General features: G+C 71.7%; 10 protein-coding genes. 4 read left to right on the top strand and 6 right to left on the bottom strand.

Translation table 11 applies throughout. The annotated features are described in order from the left end of the window. Positions 1-107: 107 nt before the first annotated feature. From ACIBVN_RS26220 to ACIBVN_RS26245, 6 genes are read right to left on the bottom strand one after another with little or no spacing between them, the layout of a single operon-like run. On the bottom strand, positions 108-1,331 hold the full coding sequence (locus ACIBVN_RS26220; RefSeq protein WP_397140602.1) for an MFS transporter: 1,224 nt from the start codon (positions 1,329-1,331) through the stop codon (positions 108-110). Then, the gene (locus ACIBVN_RS26225; RefSeq protein ID WP_397140604.1) at positions 1,331-8,497 is read right to left on the bottom strand and encodes an amino acid adenylation domain-containing protein; all 7,167 of its coding nucleotides are present in this window, start codon (positions 8,495-8,497) and stop codon (positions 1,331-1,333) included. Before ACIBVN_RS26225 ends, ACIBVN_RS26220 begins: the two co-directional genes overlap by 1 nt. Then, positions 8,494-15,021 carry an amino acid adenylation domain-containing protein gene (locus ACIBVN_RS26230; protein WP_397140606.1) on the bottom strand — a complete coding sequence of 2,176 codons (6,528 nt, stop codon included), beginning with the start codon at positions 15,019-15,021 and terminating at the stop codon, positions 8,494-8,496. The genes ACIBVN_RS26225 and ACIBVN_RS26230 overlap by 4 nt, the downstream gene beginning before the upstream one ends. Next, entirely contained in the window at positions 14,952-15,143 is a 192-nt protein-coding gene (locus ACIBVN_RS26235; protein ID WP_397140608.1) for an MbtH family protein, read from the bottom strand. The genes ACIBVN_RS26230 and ACIBVN_RS26235 overlap by 70 nt, the downstream gene beginning before the upstream one ends. 41 nt (positions 15,144-15,184) lie before the next feature. Further along, the gene (locus ACIBVN_RS26240) at positions 15,185-16,075 is read right to left on the bottom strand and encodes a hypothetical protein (RefSeq protein ID WP_397140610.1); all 891 of its coding nucleotides are present in this window, start codon (positions 16,073-16,075) and stop codon (positions 15,185-15,187) included. After that, positions 16,072-16,581, bottom strand: coding sequence for a VOC family protein (locus ACIBVN_RS26245; protein ID WP_397140612.1), 510 nt, complete (start codon positions 16,579-16,581; stop codon positions 16,072-16,074). Before ACIBVN_RS26245 ends, ACIBVN_RS26240 begins: the two co-directional genes overlap by 4 nt. Before the next feature lie 599 nt (positions 16,582-17,180). On the opposite strand from ACIBVN_RS26245, the gene bioA reads away from it, so the two are divergent. From bioA to ACIBVN_RS26265, 4 genes are read left to right on the top strand one after another with little or no spacing between them, the layout of a single operon-like run. Further along, positions 17,181-18,509, top strand: a complete 1,329-nt coding sequence (gene bioA, locus ACIBVN_RS26250) for an adenosylmethionine--8-amino-7-oxononanoate transaminase (RefSeq protein ID WP_397140613.1) — start codon at positions 17,181-17,183, stop codon at positions 18,507-18,509. Between the two features lie 48 nt (positions 18,510-18,557). Beyond that, positions 18,558-19,301 carry a TauD/TfdA dioxygenase family protein gene (locus ACIBVN_RS26255; protein WP_397140615.1) on the top strand — a complete coding sequence of 248 codons (744 nt, stop codon included), beginning with the start codon at positions 18,558-18,560 and terminating at the stop codon, positions 19,299-19,301. Next, on the top strand, positions 19,298-20,968 hold the full coding sequence (locus tag ACIBVN_RS26260; RefSeq protein WP_397140617.1) for an acetolactate synthase large subunit: 1,671 nt from the start codon (positions 19,298-19,300) through the stop codon (positions 20,966-20,968). The genes ACIBVN_RS26255 and ACIBVN_RS26260 overlap by 4 nt, the downstream gene beginning before the upstream one ends. Continuing rightward, positions 20,965-21,846, top strand: coding sequence for an NAD(P)-dependent oxidoreductase (locus ACIBVN_RS26265; protein ID WP_397140619.1), 882 nt, complete (start codon positions 20,965-20,967; stop codon positions 21,844-21,846). The genes ACIBVN_RS26260 and ACIBVN_RS26265 overlap by 4 nt, the downstream gene beginning before the upstream one ends. The last annotated feature ends 4 nt before the right edge of the window (positions 21,847-21,850 follow it).

Consider the following 21,850-nt stretch of genomic DNA (forward strand, 5'->3'; position numbering starts at 1 on the left):
TCCCTCCTCGATGGATGGTGTCGAAGACGAGTGTGCGCGGGAGGGCCGACAAAACGCGCCGGCCCATGAACCCCTCCCCCAGCACGTGGGACTCGATGGTGACCCGCTCACTCCACCGCTGCCTCGGCCGGCGCACGGTCGCCGGCGTGGCGAATGCCGCTGCCGAAGGTCGCCAGCAGCGCAGATCCGGCGACGGCCGCGGCGAAGAACAGGATGGCCCTGGCAGGCCCCCAGGAGGCCACGATGGCCCCGGCCAGGACCGGGGCGACGGCGGCCATCGAGGTGGCCGCCACCATGATGACGCTGTTGACCCTGCCCTGCAGGCGATCGGGCGTGATGGCGGCCTGGAACCCGAAAAGCGCGGCGTTGCACGCAGGCCCCAGGAAGACGGCAAGCCCGAGCGGGACGGCCGCCGCGATGCTCGAGGTCAGCATCGCGGCGCTCGCCAGCAGGGCCGCCGCCGTCCAGCAGATCAGCCGGGCCAGCACCGCCAGGCTGAGGCGGCGCTGGAGTGCGGGTGCGACGAACGCACCCAGCAGGCCGCCCACCGCGACGATCGTCTCCGCCAGGCCGATGACCGCGGGCGACGTGCCGTTGCGCTGCAGCGCCACGATGACGGTGAAGAGCACACCGCCGATGGCGAAGTTCAGCGGCGCGGCGATGAACATCAACGCGCGTAGGAACGGGTGGGACAAGACGAATCTGACGCCTTCGGCCAAGGCCGCACCGTACGCCTGAGGTTCCTCCTCCCTCTGCGCCTGCAGAGGCTTGCGGATGAACAGCACCAGCACGACGGAGACCAGCGACGAGATCGCGTTGGCCAGGAACGGAACGGCATGCGCGACCCCGAACAGCAGGCCGCCCAGCGGGGGTCCGGCCAGCGAGGCGCCGTAGGAGCGCGCCTCGTTGCGCGCCACGGCGGCCGGCAGCTGCGCGATCGGCACGATGCTGCGGATCGAGGCGTCCTCCGCCGTCCCCGACAACGCGCCCCCCGCCGCGTCGACCGCCGCTACCACGAGAATCAACGCCAGGCTCGTCCGGCCGGAGAGCACGGCGACGGTCAGCGCGGTGAAAACGGCCAGCCGCAGCACGCCGCAGCACGCCATGACGTGGCGGCGGTCCATCCGGTCGACCAGGACGCCGGCGGGCAGGCGCAGCGCCAACCGGGCCACCTGGGTGATCGTGCCCACCATCCCGGCCTGGACCGGGGAGCCGGTCTCGACCAGGACCAGCAACGCCAGCGCCAGCGAAGCGACCCCGTCTCCGAGGTCGGCCAGGGACTGGGAGGTCCAGAGCAGGTTGAACTCACGGTTGCGCCACAGGCTCGCCATCACTCCACCCTGGTGGCGGTGCTCTGCCGGGTGAGCACGTCGGCCAGCCGGGAGACGTGGGGTTCCTCCATGACGCCCAGGTGACTGCCGGAGATGGTGGTCCATGTGCTCGGCACCCCGGCGACCAGCTCGCGCCAGGACCGGACGTAGTCCGCCACCTCGAGGCCCTGGAGCACGCTGTGGGTCCCGGCGGCGATCTCCGCACCGAAGATCATGTCCACCGGCCAGCGCGCGGGCCGGAAATCATAGGAGAAGGTGGCCCTCAACAGGGCGTGCCAGCCGCGTACCTGACCCAGCCAGGACTCGTCCGTGAGGTCGTCCTGCGGCAGCTCCTCATCGAGCAGCTCCGCGAGCAGGGTGAACGCCTCGGCGCGGACACCCTCCTCACCGGCCGCCAGCCGGGCGAACAGCTCCTCGCACTGCCCGAAGGCCCGCAGTTGCTCGTCGGCATCGGTGAGCGGCGAGCCCGGGTCGAGCAGCGCCAGGCGCACCGGGACCCCGGACTCGGTGAGCACCCGGGCCATCTCCCAGGCGACGGCGCTGCCGCCGCACCACCCCAGCAGCGTCAGGCCCGCGCCGGTCAGGTCGGGGCCGAGCTGACCGAGGTAGTGCCGGGCCAGCTCCACGGTGGAGCCCGCGCCCGGGAAGGCGGCCCCGGGGAAGCGGAAGGCGCCGACCGGCCGTCCCCTCGGCATGATCTCCGCGAGCCGCTCGTACCAGTGGATGCCGCCGCCGCCGGGGTGGATGCACAGCAGCGGCGCCTGCGTGCCCGTCGCGCGCAACCAGTGCAGCGGCCCGCCGCCGCCCGCACTCTGACTGGTCGCCAGAGCGGCGGCGAGCTCGGCGATCGTCCGCCGCTGCAGCACGTCCGTGACCGAGACCGTGCCGTCCAGGGCCTGCGAAAGCCGGGCTGCCAGCCGTACCGCCAGCAGAGAGTTCCCGCCCAGGTCGTAGAAGTCGTCGTGGACGCCGACCCGGTCGGCGCGCAGGACTCGTTGCCAGACGGCGGCGATCCGGCCTTCCAGGTCATCGCGTGGCGGCACCGGCGCGGCCCGGTGGTCGTCGCCGAGCGGCAGGACGGCGAGCCTCTCCCGGTCGATCTTGCCGGTCGCGTTCCTGGGCAGCTCGGGGAGGGGCACCACCCTGGCGGGCACCAGGTAGGCGGGCAGGCGGTCCCGCAGGAAACGTATGAGGTCGCCGGGGGTGAGCGAGGTGCCGGGGGCGGCGATCACGAACGCCGTCAGGTGCCGCTGCCCGTCGTCGCCGCGCACCACCGCGACGGCCTGCCGTACGGCGGGGTGGGTCTGCAGGGCCGCCTCGATCTCGCCCGGCTCGATGCGGTGGCCGTTCAGCTTCACCTGGTGGTCGATGCGGCCCAGGAACACCAGCTCGCCGTCGGGGCGGCGGATCACGCGATCACCGGTGCGGTAGAGCCTGGCCCCGGGCACGCCGCCGAACTCGTCGGGCGGGAAGCGGTCGGCGGTCAGCTCCGGCCGGCCCGCGTAGCCGCGCCCGACCCCGAACCCGCCGAGGCAGAGCTCGCCCGGCACGCCGACGGGCACCGGGTCGAGGTTGCTGTCCAGGACGTACGCGGCGGTGTTGGCGATGGTGCGGCCGATCGTCAGCCCCTGCTCCTGGCCAGGGAGGATCTCCAGGCCGGTCGCCATGATGGTGTACTCGCTGGGCCCGTACAGGTTGAGGAAGCGGACGCGGCCGGACCACCTCTCGGCGAGCTGCTCCGGGCACGACTCGCCGGCCACCGCGACGACCCTCAGACCGGGCACGCTGTCCGGGTCGAGCACGTCCAGAGCCGACGGGACGATGACGAGGTGGGTGACCGCCATCCCGGTCAGCAGGCCGGACAGGACCTCGCCGACCGCGAGAACGCCTGGATCGGGGATGCACAGCGTGGCCCCGCGGGTCAACGCGAGGACCATCTCGAACAGCGCCATGTCGAACACCACCGGGGCGAGCTGCGCCACCCGGTCGCCCGGCTCGACACCCAGGAGGTCGAGTGGCGTTCCGGCCAGGTTCAGCAGCCCGCGATGGGTCAGCATCACGCTCTTGGGCTCTCCGGTCGAGCCGGACGTGCTGATCAGGTAGGCCAGCGACTCCGGAGCACACCGGACGGGTTCGGCGAGCGGCGGCAGCTCGGCGAACGAGGCCGGCGACAGCACGGGCAGGCCGAGGCCGTCCTCGTCCGCTCCCACCAGCAGCAGCGCGCCCGCGTCACGCAGGAGGGCCTGCCTCCGCACGGCCGGCTGGGCCGGATCGAGAGCCAGGAACGCCGCGCCCGCCCGCAGGATGCCGAGCATGGTCACGACGAAGTCGCAGCCGCGCGGCAGGCTGATGCCCACCACGCTGTCCGGCCCGGCGCCACGTGCCCGAAGAGCGGCCGCGACCTGGCCGGACCTGTGCCGCAGCTGCGCGTACGTCAGGTCTCCTGTGGGGTCGCAGACCGCCGGCTCGTCCGGCCGCTCTGCCGCCCACCGGTCGACCAGCTCCACGAAGCTCTCGCCGACCGGCTCGGCCGGACCGGCGGCCAGGGCGAGCGCCCGCCGGCGGTCGGCCGTGCCGAGCAGCGGCCGGCGTGGGTCGCCGTGGGGCGCGGCGGCCATCGCCGCCAGGACCTGGGTGAGCAGCCGGCCGACCAGCTCGCCGTACTCGGGCGCGACCTGTTCCGGCCGTGCCGTGATGGCCAGGCAGTTGCCCTCGGTCGAGACCGCCAGGGCGAACTGGGTGGGGCTGACGTCGTGCAGGGCCTCGGCGTCGATCAGGTCGAGGTCGAGCACGTGGAAGTTGATGTAGTTGAAGGCGGTCTCGATCAGCGGAGCGTCGCCGCCCCACTCCCCCTGCATGACCGGCAGCGGGTAGCGGCGGTGCGCGTGGACCGCGATCTCCTCCGCGAACACCTCCCGCACGTACCCGACCCAGGTGTCCGGTACGGCAGGCGCGGCGAACGGCACCGTGTTGAGGAACATGCCGCGTACCTCGTCACCCCCGAGCCGCTCCGGGCGGCCGTTGGAGACGATGCCCGCGAAGAACCGCTCCTGCCCGCTGACGATCCCCAGGACCCGCAGGTAGGCGGTGAGCAACACCGTCTTGTACGGCACGCCCGCGATCCGCGCGAGCTCCCGCAGCCCGGGGTCCAGCTCCTCCAGCGGGACGCGGACCTCGTAGGTCAGCATGCCGGTCGGCCCGGCCCACAGCTCGGGCAGCGACAGGCGCTCCCAGTCGCCGCTCATCCGCTCCGCCCAGAATCCGCGGTCTTCTGCCGACCGGATCGAGGCCTGTTCCAGGGCGACGAAGTCGGCGAAGCGGACTGCGCCGGGCGGGGCGGGCTCGGGCGCCCCGCCGTCCCGGTAGGCCTCGTAGACGTGCAGGATCTCGGTCATCAGCGAGTTGTGGCTCCAGCCGTCGAGGACCGGGTGGAACTCCACCAGCAACAGGTGCCAGGTCTCGGCGGTGGACGGGACGATGTGCAGGCGCCACAGGGGCGCCGCGTCGAGGTCGAACAGGTCGGCGCGCTCAGCCGAGATGATCTCCCACAACCGGGCCTCCCGCTCCTCGGCCGGCACCGGCCGCAGATCCGTGAAGCGGATGTCCGGCGCGACTTGCCCGTGGACGAGCTGCATCGGCTCGGAGAAGGTGGTGATGTCGAAGCCGGTGCGCAGGATGTCGTGCCGGGCGGTCACGTACCGGGCCGCCTGGTGCAGGGCCTCCAGCGAGAAGGTGCCGCGCTCGCGCACCGGGTAGGCCGTCACGTTGTGGTAGCGGTGCACCTCGTCGTCGCGCAGCAGCTCGTAGAGCATGCCGGCCTGCGTCCGCGCCAGCGGGTAGGCGTCCTCCACTCCGGCCGGCACCCGTTCCCGGTCGGCCGGCGAGAGCAGGGCGAAGGGCGGAGTGGGCGCGTCCGCCTCGACTGTGCCGCCGGCCAGTTCGGCCAGCTCCGCAACGCTCTGGCGGCGGAACAGGTCGGCGACCGTGACGCCGAACCCCTGGGCGCGCAGCAGGCCCACCGCACGGACCGCGCGGATGGAGTCACCGCCGAGCGCGAAGAAGTTGTCGTGCACCCCGACCCGGGGCACCTCCAGCACCTCGCTCAGCACCGCCGCCGCGACGGATTCCGCCTCCGAGCGCGGGGCCAGGTAGGCGACGGTCGAGCCCAGGCGCGGCTGGGGCAGCCGGCCGCGGTCAAGCTTGCCGTTGGCCGTCAGGGGGATCCGGGGGATGGCGACCACCGCGGCCGGCAACATGTAGCCGGGCAGCCTGGTGGCGGCGTGCCGCCGTACCTCGTCGAGCATCTCCTCGTCGGACAGCACGACGTACCCGAAGATCCGCCCGTCTCCAGGGCTGCTCCAGCGCACGTCGACGACCGCCGCGCGCACCGACGGGTGGCTCGACAGGGCGGCCTCGACCTCGCCCAGCTCGATCCGATGGCCGCGGATCTTGACCTGCTGGTCGGCACGGCCGAGGTATTCGAGCCGGCCGTCGGGGCGGCGCCGGGCCAGGTCCCCCGTCCGGTACAGGCGCGCGCCCGGCTCGGTGCCGAACGGGTCGGGAACGAAGCGTTCGGCGGTCAGTGCCGGGCGGCCGAGGTAGCCGCGTGCGACCCCGGCGCCGCCGACGTAGATCTCGCCCGGCACCCCGACCGGCACCGGCTGCCCGGCCGAGTCGAGCACGTACATGCTCAGGTCGGCCAGGGGACGGCCGATCGGGCTGCGGCCGGCGCCGCCGCGCTCCCGGCAGTCCGCCTCGCCGAGCTCGCGGAAGGTGACATGCACCGTGGTCTCGGTGATCCCGTACATGTTGATCATGCGGGGTGTCCGGGACCCGCCCAGCCGGAACCATGGCCTCAGCATCGACGGGTCGAGCGCCTCCCCACCGAAGACGACGGCGCGCAGCGTCAGCCCGTCGAGGCTGCCTCGCTCCTCCAGCGCCCGGGTCAGACCCGCGAAAGCCGACGGGGTCTGGCTGAGCATGGTGACCTGCTCTTCGATGAGCAGGCGCAGGAACTCCTCCGGCGAGCGGGAGGTCTCGAACGGCACCAGCACCAGGCGGCTGCCGTGCGCCAGCGCGCCCCACATCTCCCACACCGAGAAGTCGAAGGCGTAGGAGTGGAACATGGCCCACACGTCATCGGGACCGGTCGCCAGGTCGCGGTCGATCGCGGCGAACAGGCGCACCACGTTGCGATGCGTCACCATCACGCCCTTGGGCCGCCCGGTCGAGCCGGAGGTGTACATCACGTACGCGAGGTCGTCTGGATCCACGGCCCGGCCGAGGTCCGTGCCCGGCCGCTCGGCGAGCGCGGCTCGGGTGGCGTCCTCGTCGAGAACGACGAGCCTGGCCCCGAGCGCCTGCGCGAAGCGGGATTCGGTGATGACGAGCGCGGCGGCGGCATCGTCGATCATGAAGTTGACCCGGTCGTCCGGCTGGTCCGGGTCGAGCGGAAGGTAGGCGGCCCCCGTCTTCAGTACGGCCAGCAGCGCGATGACGAGCTCGGCGCCGCGGCCGAGCCGGACCCCGACCAGGCTGCCGCCGCCCACGCCCAGCTCGAGCAGGTACCGGGCCAGCCGGTTCGCCCGCTCGTTGAGGTCGCGGTAGCAGTGGCGCACCTCGCCAGCGTGGAGCGCGACCCGCTCTCCGGCGCAGGCGGCCACACGTTCCACGGCCTCGTGCACGGTGCCGGTGACCGGGATGCGGGCCGGCTCGGCGGCGATCGGCTCGTCGTCGTCCAGCCGGAAGGCGACCCGGCCGACCGGCCGGTCCGGCGTCGCTGCCAGCGCGGTCACGAAGGCGGTGAAATGCCGGGCCATGCGCTGGACCGTGTCCCGGTCGAACAGCGCGGTCGGGTAGACGATCTCGCCTGTCCACGCACCGTCCGTGGGCACGGTGACGGTGAAGGAGAGATCGAACTTCGCTGCGGTCCAGTCGACGTCGAGCATCCGCGCCGTCAGACCGGTCAGTGCCGGCTCATTGTCCGCCGAGCCTTCCTCCACGGTCAGGCTGGCCTGGAACAGCGGGTTGCGGGACAGGTCGCGGTGGGAGCGGAGCTCGGTCACCAGTTGCTCGAAGGGGACGTCCTGGTTGGCGTAGGCGGCCACCGCGCTCGCCTTGGCCTGCCGTACCAGAGCGGAGAAGGCCGGGTCGTCCGCCAGGTCGGCCCGCATGACCAGCATGTTGCCGAAATAGCCGATGGTGTCGGCCACCTCGGCCCGTGGCCGCCCGGCGGACGGCACGCCCACCGCGATGTCACGTTGCCCGCAGTACCGGCCGAGGAAGGCCTGGACGGCGGCGAGCAAGGTGACGAAGGCCGTGGCGCCGGCGTCCAGGCCGGCCGCGCGCAGAGCCTCGGCGACCTCGGCGGGGATGACGAACGGCTCGGCGGCCCCGCGGGAATCCCACTCGGCCGGGTGCGGCCGGTCGGTGAACAGCCTCAGGTCGTCCAGGCCGGCGAGCTGAGTCCGCCAGTAGTCGAGCTGTCCCTGGCCGAGCATTCCCCGGATACGCTCCCGCTCCCAGCTCGCATGGTCGGCGTACTGCGTGGGCACCGCGGGCAGGGCCGGCGGCCGGTTCTCCACCACGGCCGAGTAGAGCTCGGAGAGCTCACGCAGCAGCAGCCCCGTGGACCAGCCGTCGAAGGCGATGTGGTGGACGCAGATCAGCAGGACATGCCGCTCCGGGCCGAGCTCCACGAGGTGGAAGCGGATCGGGTGCTCCCTCGCCAGGTCCATCGGCACCCGCGAGAGCTTGGCGATCACGCGCTGCAGGTCCTGCTCGCTTGCCGCGGCCCGCTCGACCCGCACGGGCGCGGGCGGGTCGGCGACCTGCCGGGGCTGGCGATCCACCAGGACGTAGCGGGTGCGCAGGATCTCGTGCCGTGCCACGACCTCGGTCAGTGCCGTGCCCAGCGCCTCCTCCTGCAGCGGTCCGGTCAGTGACACGGCCACCGGGACCAGGTACTCCTCCTGGCGGGCGTGCAACTGGTCGACCATCCACAGCCGTTGCTGGGCGAAGGAGAGCGGCAGCGGTTCGGTGCGCGGCAGGCGCGGGATCGCCGTGGTCGCCGGCGCCTGCCGGGACCGGCCGGCCAGCCGCCGCTCCAGGAGCCTGCGGCGCAGCTCCGCCGCGTCCGTTCCGGCGTGGGGTGCGTCGATGCTCATCGAGGGTCGGCCTCCAGATCCTGCGCGGCGAGTGCCACGATTTCGGCGTCGGACAGTGCGTCGAGCGAGGCGGTCACGGCCTCGCGAACCGCCGCGGCGAGCGACTCGATCGTGGTGGCGGTGAACAGGCGGTGCAGCGGCAGCTCGATCCCGAAGATTTCCTGGACCCGCATGCCGACCCGGGTGGCCGACAGGGAGTGGCCGCCCAGTGCGAAGAAGTCGTCGCCGGGCCCGAGTCCGGACAGGCCGAGCACCTCGCGCCAGATCCCGGCGACCGCCTGCTCCGTGGGGTCCAGCTCGCGACTGGGCGCCTGCGCCGCGGCGGGCGCGGCCCCGATCCGGAGCAGCAGCGCCCGGTCGAGCTTGCCGTTGGGGGTCAGCGGCAGCTCGTCGATGATCGTCAGCGCCGCCGGCACCAGGTGCCGTGGCAGGCGGCCCTGCACGGCCGACCGGACGGCGGCGGCATCCAGCCGCGCTCCGGCCGCCGGCACGAGGAAGCCCAGCAGCCCCTGCTCCCCACTGGGCAACGGCCCCGGCACGACGGCGGCCGCCCGCACCCCCGGCAGCGCGGACAGCATGGCCTCGATCTCGGCCGGTTCCACCCGGAAGCCGCGGATCTTCACCTGCCGGTCCGTACGGCCGAGGAACGTCAGCACACCATCCGAACGCATCCGGACCAGGTCTCCGGTGCGGTAGAGCCGGGCGCCACGCGGGCCGGACGGGTCGGGCACGAACCGGTCCGCCGTGAGATCCGGGCGGTTCAGATACCCGCGGGCCACCCGCCGGCCACCGGCGAACAGCTCCCCCGTGGCCCCGGTCGGCACCGGACGCAGGGCCGAATCCAGGACCAGCAGCCGGGAACCGGCCAGCGGCCGCCCCAGCGGCAGCGGGTGGCGGCCCGCGCGCCCGGCCTCCGCCTCGTCGACGACCAGGAAGGTGCAGGCGATGGTGGCCTCGGTCGGCCCGTACGTACAGCCGAACGCGGCGGCTGTGCCCAGCGCGTGCCACGCGAGGGCGTCCTCGCCGGTGACGACGTCCCCGCCGACGCTCATCAGGCGCAGCCGCGCCAGGCGCGGATCGTTCGGGATGGCCGCGTGGAGGAGCTCGCGGTAGTACACCGGGGTGACGTCCACGACCGTCACCGCGTAGTCGTGCAGATCCTGCAGCATCCGCGCCGGGGAGACCGCGCGGGCGTCCAGCACCACCACGGCCGCACCGCTGATCAGCGGTGCCATGATCTGGTCCATGGACGCGTCGAAGCTGAGCGAGGCCAGCAGGGCGAGCCGTTCACCCTGCCCCAGCCCGTAGGCCTCCGCCATGACCTGGCAGTGGTGGGTGAAGGCGGCGTGGTCGATCATGACGCCCTTGGGGTGGCCCGTGGAGCCCGAGGTGAAGATGACGTACGCGAGATCGGTCAGCGCCGTACCGGCCGGGTCATCCACACGTAGGCCGTCGCCCAGCTGACCGACATCGTCCGGCTGGTCGTCGCCGCAGAGGACCAGTTGCCGGCCTTCGGCGAAGCCGGCGGCGAGCGACTCGTCCGTCACGACGGCCACCGCCCCGGTCTCCTCGAGCAGCGCTTCGCGCCGATCCGGCGGATCCGCCTCGTTCAGAGGGACATAGACGGCCGCGCACCGCAGAACCGCGAGCAGCGCCACGACCGTCCACACGCTCCGGCCGACGCATACCGCCACCACCGAACCCGGCCCCACCCCGGCGGCGACCAGACGCCGCGCGAGACGCCGGCTGCGGTCGTCGAGCTCGCGGTAGGTCACCGAGCCGCTGGGACCGGTGACCGCCACCGCGTCCGGGATGCGGGCCATCTGGTCGGCGAAGAGCTCAACCACCGTGCGCGGACGTTCGGTGTACGGCGCCGCCACGCCCGCACCGGCCCGTTCGTGCTCGGTGCGCAGGTCGATGTCGGCCAGAACGGTGCCGGGCCGGGCGGCCACCGCGGCGACCAGGTGGACGAACCGCTCCCCGAGCCGCATGACCGTGGCCGGTTCGAACAGCGCCGTGGCGTACTCAAGTTCCCCGGTCCAGCTTCCGTCCGGGTTCGCGCGCATGGCCAGGGTCAGGTCGGTCATCGCCGACGGCCCCAGCAACTCGACGGGGGTGACCGAGAGGCCGGCCAGCGGCAACGCCTGACCGGCACTCTCAAGCACCTGGAACATGGTGTCGAACAGCGGCGTGCGCGACGGATCGCGGTCCCGGCCCAGTTCGGCGAGCACCCGGTCGAAGGGCGCCTCGCGGTGGTCGTAGGCCTCAACCAGCAGCGACCGCACCGCGGCCAGATGCGTGCGGAAGGTCTCTCCCACCTGCGGAACGCGGACGGCGAGCGTGTTCACGAAGCAGCCCAGCACCGTCTCCGCACCGGTTGTGTCGCGGCAGTCGACCGGGGTGCCGATCACCAGGTCCCGCTGTCCGGTCACGCGGCTGAGCAGCGCCGCATAGAGCGCGAACCAGGTGGCGAACTCGGTCGCCCCGGCGTCCCGGCCGATCTCCAGCACGGCCCGGGCGTCTTCGGCGGGCACGCGGAAGGTCCACACCGCGCCCGAGGAGTCCCGTGTCTCCGGGCGTGGCCGGTCGAGCGGCAGGTCAAGGGGTTCGCTCCCGGCCAGCGCCCGGCACCAGTACCCCACCTGGTCACCCAGGTCGCGGCCGACCTCGCGGACCGCATGGTCGGCGTACTGCCACGCGGGCGCGGGCAGCGCCGGATCAGACGATGTCAGATCGACGGCTTCCGGCGTGGCGCCGGTCATCAGCGCGCGGTACAGCGCCGCCAGCTCAGTACCGATGATCTTCCACGACCAGCCGTCGACGGCGATGTGGTGGGTGAGCACCAGCAGGATGTGCTCGTCCGGCGCAACCCGCACCAGCGTGACCCGGAACTGGTGATCACGACCAAGGTCGAAACCCTGCCTGGCCACCTCATTGACGACATCCTCGACAGACCGGCCGTCCGGCTCGACGACCTCCACCGGCACCTCGCCGGCCGGATCGACGACCTGGGCGGGACCGGAGCCGGGCACGACCACGTATCTGGTCCGGAGAATCTCATGCCGCTCGGCCAGCAGACGGCAGGCCTCCCGCAACGTGCCGACATCCAGCAGGCCACGCAGGCGGAAGGTCGCCGGCACGACGTACTCCCATCCCGAGGCATCGACCTGGTGGAGCACCCACAGGCGCTGCTGGGCGGCGGACAGGACGATCGGGCCCGTGCGATCCGCTCGCATGGGCACGTCGTCGGCCGTGTCAACCACCGGCGTTGCGCGAGCCGCGAGCGCCGCCGCCGTCGGTGCGCTGAAGACCTCCCGCAGCGGCAGTGTGAGACCGGCGTGATCCCGGAGGCGGGCCACCAGCCGCGTAGCTGCCAGCGAGTTCCCGCCCAGCCGGAAGAAGTCGTCATGGACTCCGATCTCCTCGATGCCCAGCACGTCGGAGATCGCCGCGACGAGTGCCTTCTCAGCCGCGGTGCGCGGCGCGACCATCTCGGCGCCCAGATCCTGCCGGTTCAGGACCGGTTCCGGCAGTCCGTCATGATCGAGCTTGCCGCTGGACGTCCGGGGCAGCTCGGTCAGCGTGACGATCGCCGCCGGCACCAGGTAGGACGGCAGCCGCTCCCGCAGGTAATCCCCGAGACCGGCATCGCCCCGGCCCGAATCCGACAGGACGACATACGCCACCAGGCCGGGCTCGCCGGTCGCGCCGACCGGCCGGTGGACCACGGCGGCGGCACGCACATCCGGATGGGCCAGCAGCGCCCTCTCCACCTCCTCCGGCTCCACCCGGTGCCCACGGACCTTGATCTGGCGGTCCACCCTGCCGCGGAACTCCAGCACCCCATCCGGGCGGCGCCGTACCAGATCCCCGGTGCGATACATCCGGGCCCCAGGCTCAGCGCTGAACGGATCGGGGAGGAAGGCATCGGCGGTCGCGGCGGGACGGCCGGCGTACCCGAGCGCGACACGACGGCCGGCGAGGTAGAGCTCGCCGGGCACGCCGACCGGCACCGGCTGGAGCCGGCTGTCCAGGACGTAGGCCCGGGTGCCCGGCACCGCGCGCCCGATCGGCAGGATGCTCTCCCTGCCCGTGCAGTCGGTGGTGTCCAGCGCGGTGCACGTGACGGTCGCCTCGGTGGGGCCGTAGGCGCAGACGAAGCTGCCGCCGAAGCCGCCTTCCCGCCAGCGCTGGAGGTCGTCGCCGCGTATGACGTCCCCTGCGAGATACACCATCTCGACGGAGTCCAGCCGCCGGTCCCGGGGCTTCGCCCGGCCGATCAGCTCGCGATAGTACAGCGGGGTGAGGTTGAGGTGCGTGAGGCGATGTCTGCCGACCTCGTCGAGGAGGTCATCCGCGCTGAGCCTGCGGGGGTCCAGCGGGACCACCCGCGCGCCGCGGATCAGGGCGGTGAGGATCTGCTCCAGCGAGACGTCGAACCCCAGCGAGGCCGCGAGCGAGATCCGGGCGCCGGCCGTGATCCGGAACTCGGTGGAGATGACCTCGAGGTGCTCGGCCAGTGCGCCGTGCGAGATCTGGACCCCCTTCGGCGTCCCGGTGGAGCCGGAGGTGTAGGCGATGTAGGCGACGTCATCCGGGCCGACCCGGGGCGTCCGCCAGATGGTGGTCCGACCGTCGGGCGAAAGCACCGCGCCGGCAGGCGAAACGACCGCGCCGGCAGGTGAAAGGACCGCGTCGGCGGGAAGGATCGGGAGTCCGCAGCCGTCCAGCTTTGCCCGGTCCGGCCCGGCTGCGACGACCAGCACGGCACCCCCGTCCGCGAGCAAGCCGAGCAACCGCTCCCGAGGATGCGCCGGATCGAGCCACAGCACGGCGGCACCGGAACTCATGGTGCCGACCAGCGCAGAAACGAGATGCGGCCCACGCTCCACGCAGAGGCCCACCACGTCACCGCGGCGCACCCCGGCCCGGACGAGCGCGAAAGCGAGGTCGTCGGCCCGCCGGGCCAGCGTCCGGTAGTCGAGATCCCCGTCCGGCCCGGCGACGGCGACGGCGTCCGGCTGCCGCCGCGCCTGCTCGGCGATCAGCTCGGGCGTCATCGCCGGTATCCGCGGCGCCTCCCGGTAGCCCAGCTCCGCGACGTGCTCGGCCGCCGTCGACAGCGGCAGCTCCGCGAGGGGGCGGTCCGGCTCGCTCACCGCCTGCTCGGCCAGCCGCAGGAACAGCTGGGCGAACCGCTCGATCGTGGCGCGGTCGAACAGGGCGGTGGCGTACTCGAAGTGCCCGGTGAACCCACCGTCGGCCTCGTGCCGCAGGGCCAGCGTCAGATCCACCTTCGCGGCGAGCGGCGGCACGTCCACTTCCTCGAAGCGAAGGCCGGTGGCGGTGATGGCGGCACCGCCCGACTCCTCGAACAGGAACATCGCCTGGAAGAGCGGGTTCGCCGAAAGGTCGCGGTCCGGCCGCAGGCGCTCCACCAGCACGTCGAACGGAAGCGTCTGGTGCTCCATCGCGGTCAGCGTCGAGATGACCGTACGGCCGAGCAGGTCGCGGAAGGTCGTCTCCGCCGCCACCGTGGAACGCAGCACCACTGTGTTCACGAACAGCCCGACCGTCTCGTGGGTGCGCTCGTCGTCGCGGCCGGAGACCGCCGTGCCCACGCCGATGTCGCTCTGCCCGGTCAACCGGGCGAGCAGGCCGGTGAAGACCGTCAGCACCGTCATGAACCGGGTCGCACCGGCCGAGCGGCCCAGCGCGGTCAGCGCCTTGGCGAGCGCCGGCGGAACCGACACCTCGACGCTCGCTCCATCGGAGCGCCAGATCCGCGGCCGGGGGTGGTCCAGCGGCAGGTCGAGAGCCGCCATGCCGTCGAGCTCGCCTTCCCAGAAGGCCACCGAATCGTCGAGCTCGCCACGCAGGAGCTGCTCGCGTTGCCGTACCGCATGGGCGGCGTAGTCCACCTGGATCGGGGCGAGCGTCGGTGTGACGCCAGCGACCTCGGCGTCGTAGAGCGCGCTGAACTCCTCGCACACCACGTGGCCGGACCACGCATCGAAAGCGATGTGGTGCGCGGTGAGGGCGAGGAGGTGGTCGGTGCCGGTCAGCCTGATCAGCAGCCACCGCACCGGGTGTTCCCGGCTGAGGTCGAAGGGGGTGCGCTGGTCGCGGGCGAGCACCTCCCGCGCGCGCCTGTCCCGCTCCTGCGGCGCGTGTTCGGCGAGGTCGACGATGGTGAGTGCCGGCGAGCTCTTACCCGCGGGGTGGACGACCCGTCGCGGCTCTCCCGCATCGACCCGGTAGGTGCAGCGCAGCACGTCGTGCCGCTGGTGCAGGCGAGCGAGGGTAGCGGTGAGCGCGTCCACCCGGAGTGGGCCGCTGATCCGGAAGATGTACGGGAGCAGGTAGTCGGTCGTGCCGGGGCGAAGCTGGTCCAAGAACCACATCCGCCGCTCGGCAGAGGAGAGATCACCGGGCAGCGCAGCGCGGCTTGAGGTCATTCCTGGACCTGCCGGACGCTGCGCGGGCGCATGTCGGTCCAGACCTCGGCGATGTGGGCCAGGCATTCCTCCCGGGTGCCGGAGATTCCCTCGCTGGACCAGCCGAGGGGCAGCGGCCGGTCTGCGGCCCACACCGAGTACTGCTCTTCGTGGTTGACGACGACTTGGTAGCTGTGAATTTCGGGCATGAGCTCGTCTCCGTACGGGGCGATATCGAGGGCGCGGGCCGTCAGCGGGTGGACTGGAGATGGTGGGCGGCGGAGGCGACGACCTGCTGGAGCGAGCCGATGATGTCGCCGGCCGTCGACGGGCCGCCGGCCCCATTGGCCGCCAGGTCGAGCGCGACGGCCCTGACCCGGTGCAGCAGCTGGGCCACAACGGCGTCGCGGCCGATGGGCGCTCGCGCGGTCATGAAGAAGGTGTCGAAGAAGAGCGAGGTGCGTGGAGTCGGGCGGACGGAGGTGCCGACGCTGCTCTGTTGCAGCAGGGAACGTCCGCCGTGGACCAGCCGGACGGCGACGGCCTCGTGCGCGCGGCGGTTGACGGCCACCGCCTCCACCAGCCGAGTGCCACCAGGCCCGGTCATCCAGGGCATCGCGTGCCCGCGCAGGAGCCGGCGGAGTGGGGCGAAGTCGGCTGCCCACAGGCCGCTGAAGCAGCGATGCTGAAGGTACATCCGCGGGCGGATCAGGCTCTGGTAGATCTCCGGCGGGCACGAGCCGCTGTACTGGAGCATGGCGGTGTATCCGTTGGTGTACGACTCCAGGTCGGTCAGCGCCTGGTCATCCGCTTCGTTCTCCTTGGCGGCGGCCGTCACGAGCGCGCCCATGAGGTGCCACAGCAGCATGGTCACCTGATGGCCGGTGATCCAGCGGAACCAGTACAGCACGTCGGTGGTGTCCGGCAGAGCGAGCCCCGCGGCCCGGGAGGGTAGCTCCAGCGCGGCCCTGGCCCGCTCGACGTCGTAGACGGCTCGCAGGCCGGGAGGCGGCGGGCCCGGCGCGGCCGTCTGGCCCGGCACCGGCATGATCAACGGTTCGAGCCCGTACGGAAAGTCGCCGTAGTCCCAGTCGCGCTGTGGGGTCCGGGTCTCGGGGTCGATTGTACGCAGGTCAGTCACGCGCTTTGCCTCGGTACGTAGGTGAACTCGAACTCCAACCCGTTCACATCCAGCAAGTACAGGCTCTGTATGCCGTCCGCGTCGGTGACGATGTCGCTGGGTAGATCCGGACGAGCGAAAACATACTTTCCGGACTCGTAGAGCTCGTACCAGCGCCGACGTAATTCGGGCAGCTCATCCGCGGTATCCACCGCCAGGCAGACGTGCTGGAATTGGAAACCGACGGCAGGTGGTTGCTGCCGGTTGTGCGCGGACCGATCGAACAGATGGAATCGCACATCTCCGACCTTTACCTCGATCAGTTTGACGATTCCCGGGAGCCTGTCGAGAGTAAGATCGGAAAAGCGCTCGAGCTGCCAGCAGAGCTCCGCGTCGAAATAATCCAGATACCAGTTCAGACAGTTGTCGAGGTCATCCGTCTGCACCCCGACATGGTGAAAACACAACATCCGCTTCCGCCATTCATTGTCGGCCTTGCCGAGTTCTGCGCATGCCGAATTCGCCATTCAAGACGAGCGCCCCCCGGCTTCTCGCCCCCGACCGTGAAGCGCTGGGGCGGAAAACCGCGTCGCAGCGCCAAGGAGGTTTCTGCGAAACCTCACGACATGGTTGAGCTGCGCCTTCGCATGCCACGGAGCCGGGCTGTAACCGGCAACCGGCGCATGCGTCAGAAAACTTGAAACGTCCAGTCAGTGGACCGATCTTCATCACGGCCGGCCCGCTCAGGAGTTTCCCCCACTCCTCGAGCCGCGTCTCCCCGTCCGGCCCGCCGCTATACCCCCTGTGGCCGCTCCCCTGTGTTGGCCATGCCTGTCCTCTCAAAATCCCCGAAGAGGTTGCGGAGCCGGATGTCATCCCCTCCCGCGCCCCGACACTGCCACAGGAAGGTGGGTCGTGCAATAGCGAAGTACCGATTGACCCGAGTGTCGCTCGGTAATGGCGCACTGACGGCCAGTAATAGGATTGACGGCGCCAAATCAAGTAGCTAGCTTGTGTCCGAGTACGATCGCGTGATCGACAAATCCCTGCACATATGAAGCGCCGGCACCGTTTGTGCCTCCCGCCTTATGTGACTGACGGGATCAATGGTCCACGGGGGACTTTCATGAAAGAAATCACGGATTGGCAGTTTCGTGATGCCCGCACAGTGTGGCATCCCTACACCCAGCAGCAAGATTGGCTTTCGGATAATCCGCTCGTCATCGAGCGGGCCGAGGGGGTCTGGCTCACCGACGTCTCGGGCCGGCGCTTTCTCGACGCCTGCGGATCGCTGTGGGTCACCACCTACCGGCACGGAGAGCCGCGGCTCAAGGCAGCCGTTTCCCGGCAGCTGGAGGCGCTGGATCACTCCACGTTCTTCGGCGCGACGCACACACCGGGGATCCGCCTGGCCGAACGCCTGGTAGAGCTGGCGCCGGCAAGCGAGGGCGACACCCGCAGCCTGACCCGCGTCTTCTTCGGCAGCGACGGCGCGTCCGTGGTGGACGCCGCTCTCAAGCTGGCCTACCAGTTCTCGGTGCAGTCCGGCCGGCCCCGGGACCTCATCCTCCATCTGGAACGTTCCTTCCACGGGGACTCGATCGCCGCCTCCAGCATCATGGGCGGGGAGCAGTCGCAGTCCACCTACGGGCCGCTGCTGCTGAGCACGCGCAGGACCACCTCGCCGGCACCCGCCGACGGCCTCGACCCGGCGCAGGCCGCGGCCCGCGCCCTGGACGACCTGGAAAAAATCTTGGCCGATTGTGGTCAGCGCTGCTGCGCGCTGATCGTGGAGGCGATGATCCAGGCGGCCGGCGGCATGCTGCCCTACCACCCAGCATTCCTTCAGGGGTGCCGCGAGCTCGCGGACCGCTACGGTTTCCTGCTCATCTGCGATGAGATCGCCGCGGGTGTGGCCAGAACCGGACGGATGTGGGCCACGGAGCACGCAGGGATCGTCCCGGACATCATGCTGTGCGGCAAGGGGCTCACCGGCGGCGTGCTGCCGATGTCCGCCCTGCTCACCGGCGACCACGTCGCTGATGCGTTCACCAGCCCCGACACGACCAGGACGTTCTTCCACGGCCACACCTATGCGGCCAACCCCCTGGCCTGCGCGGCGGCACTGGAGAACCTGGCCATGGCGCAGGAGCTCGACCTGCCCGCCGTGGCACGTGCCAAAGGGGCCGTTCTCGGCGCTCTGCTCGAACCCCTGGCCAAGCACCGCGCCGTGCGCGCAGTGCGCCGGCTGGGCGTGATGACCGGCATCGAGCTGGCGGCCTCCCTGCCGCGCGCGGGCTTCCGGGTCTGCGCCGCCGCCCAGGAGCGCGGCGTCTGGATGCGCTCACTCGGCGACGTCCTGGTCGTCATGCCGCCGCTGGCCATCACCGAGGACGAGCTCGCGCAGCTCACAGCCGTCGTCGAGGCGTCGCTGGACGACGTCTTCGGCGGCTGAGCGATGCCGCGGCCATCGACCAACCCCTGTCCAAGAGCGGAGATTCCTGTGGCCAAGTCGCCCGACAGCGTGTTGTCCTGTCTCGACATGAACGGCGAGCCGCTGGCCGACGCCGTCCTGTGGTACGCCTTCCGGCAACTGCTCGGCAACAACGGATACGTGCACCTCGTCGGTGTCCCCGAGTCCTTCGACCATGTCGCCTTCCTCAAGGAGCTGGGCGAGTTCCAGCCGACCTCCACCGGAACGCTCGTCGGTGACGTCAAGCCTGAACGCGGCATGGACGACGTCAACCACGGGCAGAACCGCGGCGCGCTGACCCCACACACCGAGGGGTACGAGTTCCAGGGCTTACCGCCGCGGTACCTGGCCCTGTGGTGCGTCACGCCGCCGTCCGGCCCGGGCGGGGAGACCACCCTGTTCGACGGCAACCGCATCCTGGCCGAGTTCACCGAAGACGAGCGCCGGCACCTGCGTGACACCGTCTACCGCTGGGGCTCCACCGAGGGCCTGGCCAGACACGGCGTGACGCCGACGGCCGAGCACCCCGTCCTGGAGGAGCACAAGGGCGAGCCGATCCTCCGGTTCTCGACCAACTACCTGACCGTCCCCGAGAGCGACGAAACGGCCCGGCGGCTCATCGACCGTGGCAACGTCCTGTTCGCCGAGCAGCACATCGCCGTCCGCTACCAGGCGCGGGACATGGTGGTGTGGAACAACTGGCGGATGCTGCACTCGCGCAACGCCTTCGAGGACCCGTCCCGGCACCTCAAGCGCGTCCTGATCGCGGCATGACCTCCCACGGCGGTGACCGGCGGGCCCGGGCGCGGAGCGGAGTGCGGGGCGCCGGCGCGGTCCTGGACACGCTCGCCAACGGCGGCGTGGAGGTCTGCTTCGCCAATCCCGGAACGTCGGAGATGCATCTCGTCGCGGAGATGACCGCGAGGCCGTCGATGCGCAACGTGCTGTGCCTCTTCGAGGGCGTGGCGACCGGCGCCGCCGACGGGTACGGGCGGATGGCCGAGCGGCCCGCATCGGCTCTCCTGCACCTTGGCCCCGGCCTCGGCAACGGCCTGGCCAACCTGCACAACGCCCGCCGGGCCTCGACCGCGATGGTCGCTCTGGTCGGCGACCACGCGACCTATCTCAAGGACTCCGATCCCCCACTGAACACCGACATCGAGCTGCTGGCCGCTCCCGTGTCCGCATGGGTGCGCCGCACGACCCGCGCCGCCGAAGCCGGCCGGGACACCGCCGAGGCGCTCCTGGCGGCGCGGGCGGGGGCGGCCGCCGGCACCGGAGGCGTGGCCACGCTCATCCTCCCCTCCGACGTGTGCTGGTCCGAAGGTGGCAGACCGGCCGAGGTACCGGCGGCGGCTCCCGCGCCGGCCGACGCGGACGCGGTGGAGCGTGCCGCCAAGATCCTGCGGGACGACACCGGCTGCCTGCTGTTCATCGGCGGCGCCAACCTGCGGCCCGCCGGGCTGCGTGCCGCTGCCAGGATCGCGCGCGCCACCGGAGCCCGGCTGCTGGCGGAGAAGTCACCGGCCAGGCACCGCCGCGAGCCCGGTCTCCCGGACATCGCGCGCCTGCCGTACCCTCTGGAGGAGGCGTTGGCCCAGCTTGACGGCTATCGGCACATCGTCTTCGCCGGCGCCCGGCCCCCGGTCCCGTTCTTCGGTTACCCCGGCAGGCCTGCCGGCCTGTTCGCGGCCGGCTGCGAGCTCCACCTGCTCGGCATGGCGCCCGCCGCCCTGCAGGACCTCGCCGACCTGGTGGCGCCGGTCGGTGCCGGAGCAAGCCGCCACGTGTCCGACCGCCCCGGCCCGCCGTCCGCCACCGGACAGGGCCGCCGCTCGCTCGACCACCCCGGCCTGCCCACTGGGGAGCTGACTGTCGCCAAAGCCGCAGCTGTGATCGGCACGCTGCTTCCGGAGGAGGCGGTGGTCGTGGACGAGGCCATCACCTGTGCCCCGGACCTGGTCGCGGCAACGGCCGGAGCGCCCGCGCACGACTGGCTCTGTCTCAGCGGCGGGTCGATCGGCATGGGCATGCCCGCGGCCGTCGGCGCGGCGGTCGCCTGCCCGAACCGCCGGGTGCTGACCCTGCAGGCCGACGGGAGCGCCATGTACACACCGCAGGCCCTGTGGACGCAGGCACGCGAAGGGCTGAACGTCGTCACGGTCATTCTCAACAACGCCTCCTACGCGAGCCTCGCCGACGAGCTGGCCCGGGTCGAGGGAGTCCCGGGCGCCGACCTGGGCCGCACCCGAGGCGTCAGCGACATTTCCGGGCTCGACTTCGTCGCCCTGGCGGCCGGGATGGGGGTGCCGGCCACCCGCGCCCGATCGGCCGACGACCTCGCCGACCAGCTGCGCCGGGCGCTGGCCGAGCCGGGTCCCTGGCTCATCGAGGCCGTCCTGCCCGCGCCTCATGCCGGAGGGGGTGTGAGCGGAGCATGACCCGATCGGCCTTCCACCAGATCACGGTCTCACCCGGCGTCTGGCCCTCCCCGCACCTGCTCGACCGGCTGCGCCCGCTGACGCGACGACCGCCGCTGGTGTTGAACGACTGGCCGGCTCCCGGCTCGGACGCCTTCCAGGCCATCACCGGGACCGATGCGCTGCTGGCCGGGTGGAAGGACCGGCTCGACGCCGACCGCCTGGGCCAGATGCCCACGCTGCGGTATCTCGGCCTGCGCGCCACCTCGACCGATCGCGTGGACCTGCGCTACACCACCCGGTACGGCATCACCGTCTCGCCGATCCACGGCTACGGCGACATCGGCAATGTCGAGTTCGTCATCGAGGAACTGCTGCGGCACGCGCGCCACGGTGGCGCCACCCGCACGGAACTGGCCGGCAAGCGGCTCGGGCTCGTCGGGTACGGCAACGTCGGAGCGGCAGTCGCCCGGGTCGCCACGGCACTCGGCATGACCGTCGCGTTCCACACGCCCACCCCGCGGCACGGCCCTCTGGACGGCCCCCAGTGGGCCACCCTGCCCGACTTGTTGCGGAACGCCGACTACGTGAGCTTCCACTCCCCCGCCTACCGGCACGTCGCCCGTCTGGCCGACCTGCACCTGATCGCCTCCGACACGCCGGTCATCATCACCACGCTGGGCCTGCCCGCGCCCTGCGAGGACTTCCGCTCGTGGCAGCAGTCGCGCACCGGCCCGGTCGTGCTGGACCTCTGCGCGGCCGACGGCCTGCCCGACGACCTCGCCGCGCTCCCCGGAATCCGCATCCACGACCTCTACGCCGCCCGGACCGCCGAGTCAGTACGGCGCGCGGAGCACCAAATGGTGGCGAACCTCGAGGCCAACCTGAATCTGCTGTGAAGGG

Source organism: Nonomuraea sp. NPDC049400 (assembly GCF_044466425.1).
GTDB lineage: Bacteria > Actinomycetota > Actinomycetes > Streptosporangiales > Streptosporangiaceae > Nonomuraea.

Coding starts and splice junctions, on each gene's coding strand:
- ACIBVN_RS26220 (WP_397140602.1), bottom strand. CDS start 1,331: ATGGCGAGCCTGTGGCGCAACCGTGAGTTCAACCTGCTCTGGACCTCC.
- ACIBVN_RS26225 (WP_397140604.1), bottom strand. CDS start 8,497: ATGAGCATCGACGCACCCCACGCCGGAACGGACGCGGCGGAGCTGCGC.
- ACIBVN_RS26230 (WP_397140606.1), bottom strand. CDS start 15,021: ATGCCTGGCCCACATCGCCGAGGTCTGGACCGACATGCGCCCGCGCAG.
- ACIBVN_RS26235 (WP_397140608.1), bottom strand. CDS start 15,143: ATGCCCGAAATTCACAGCTACCAAGTCGTCGTCAACCACGAAGAGCAG.
- ACIBVN_RS26245 (WP_397140612.1), bottom strand. CDS start 16,581: ATGGCGAATTCGGCATGCGCAGAACTCGGCAAGGCCGACAATGAATGG.
- bioA (WP_397140613.1), top strand. CDS start 17,181: ATGAAAGAAATCACGGATTGGCAGTTTCGTGATGCCCGCACAGTGTGG.
- ACIBVN_RS26260 (WP_397140617.1), top strand. CDS start 19,298: ATGACCTCCCACGGCGGTGACCGGCGGGCCCGGGCGCGGAGCGGAGTG.
- ACIBVN_RS26265 (WP_397140619.1), top strand. CDS start 20,965: ATGACCCGATCGGCCTTCCACCAGATCACGGTCTCACCCGGCGTCTGG.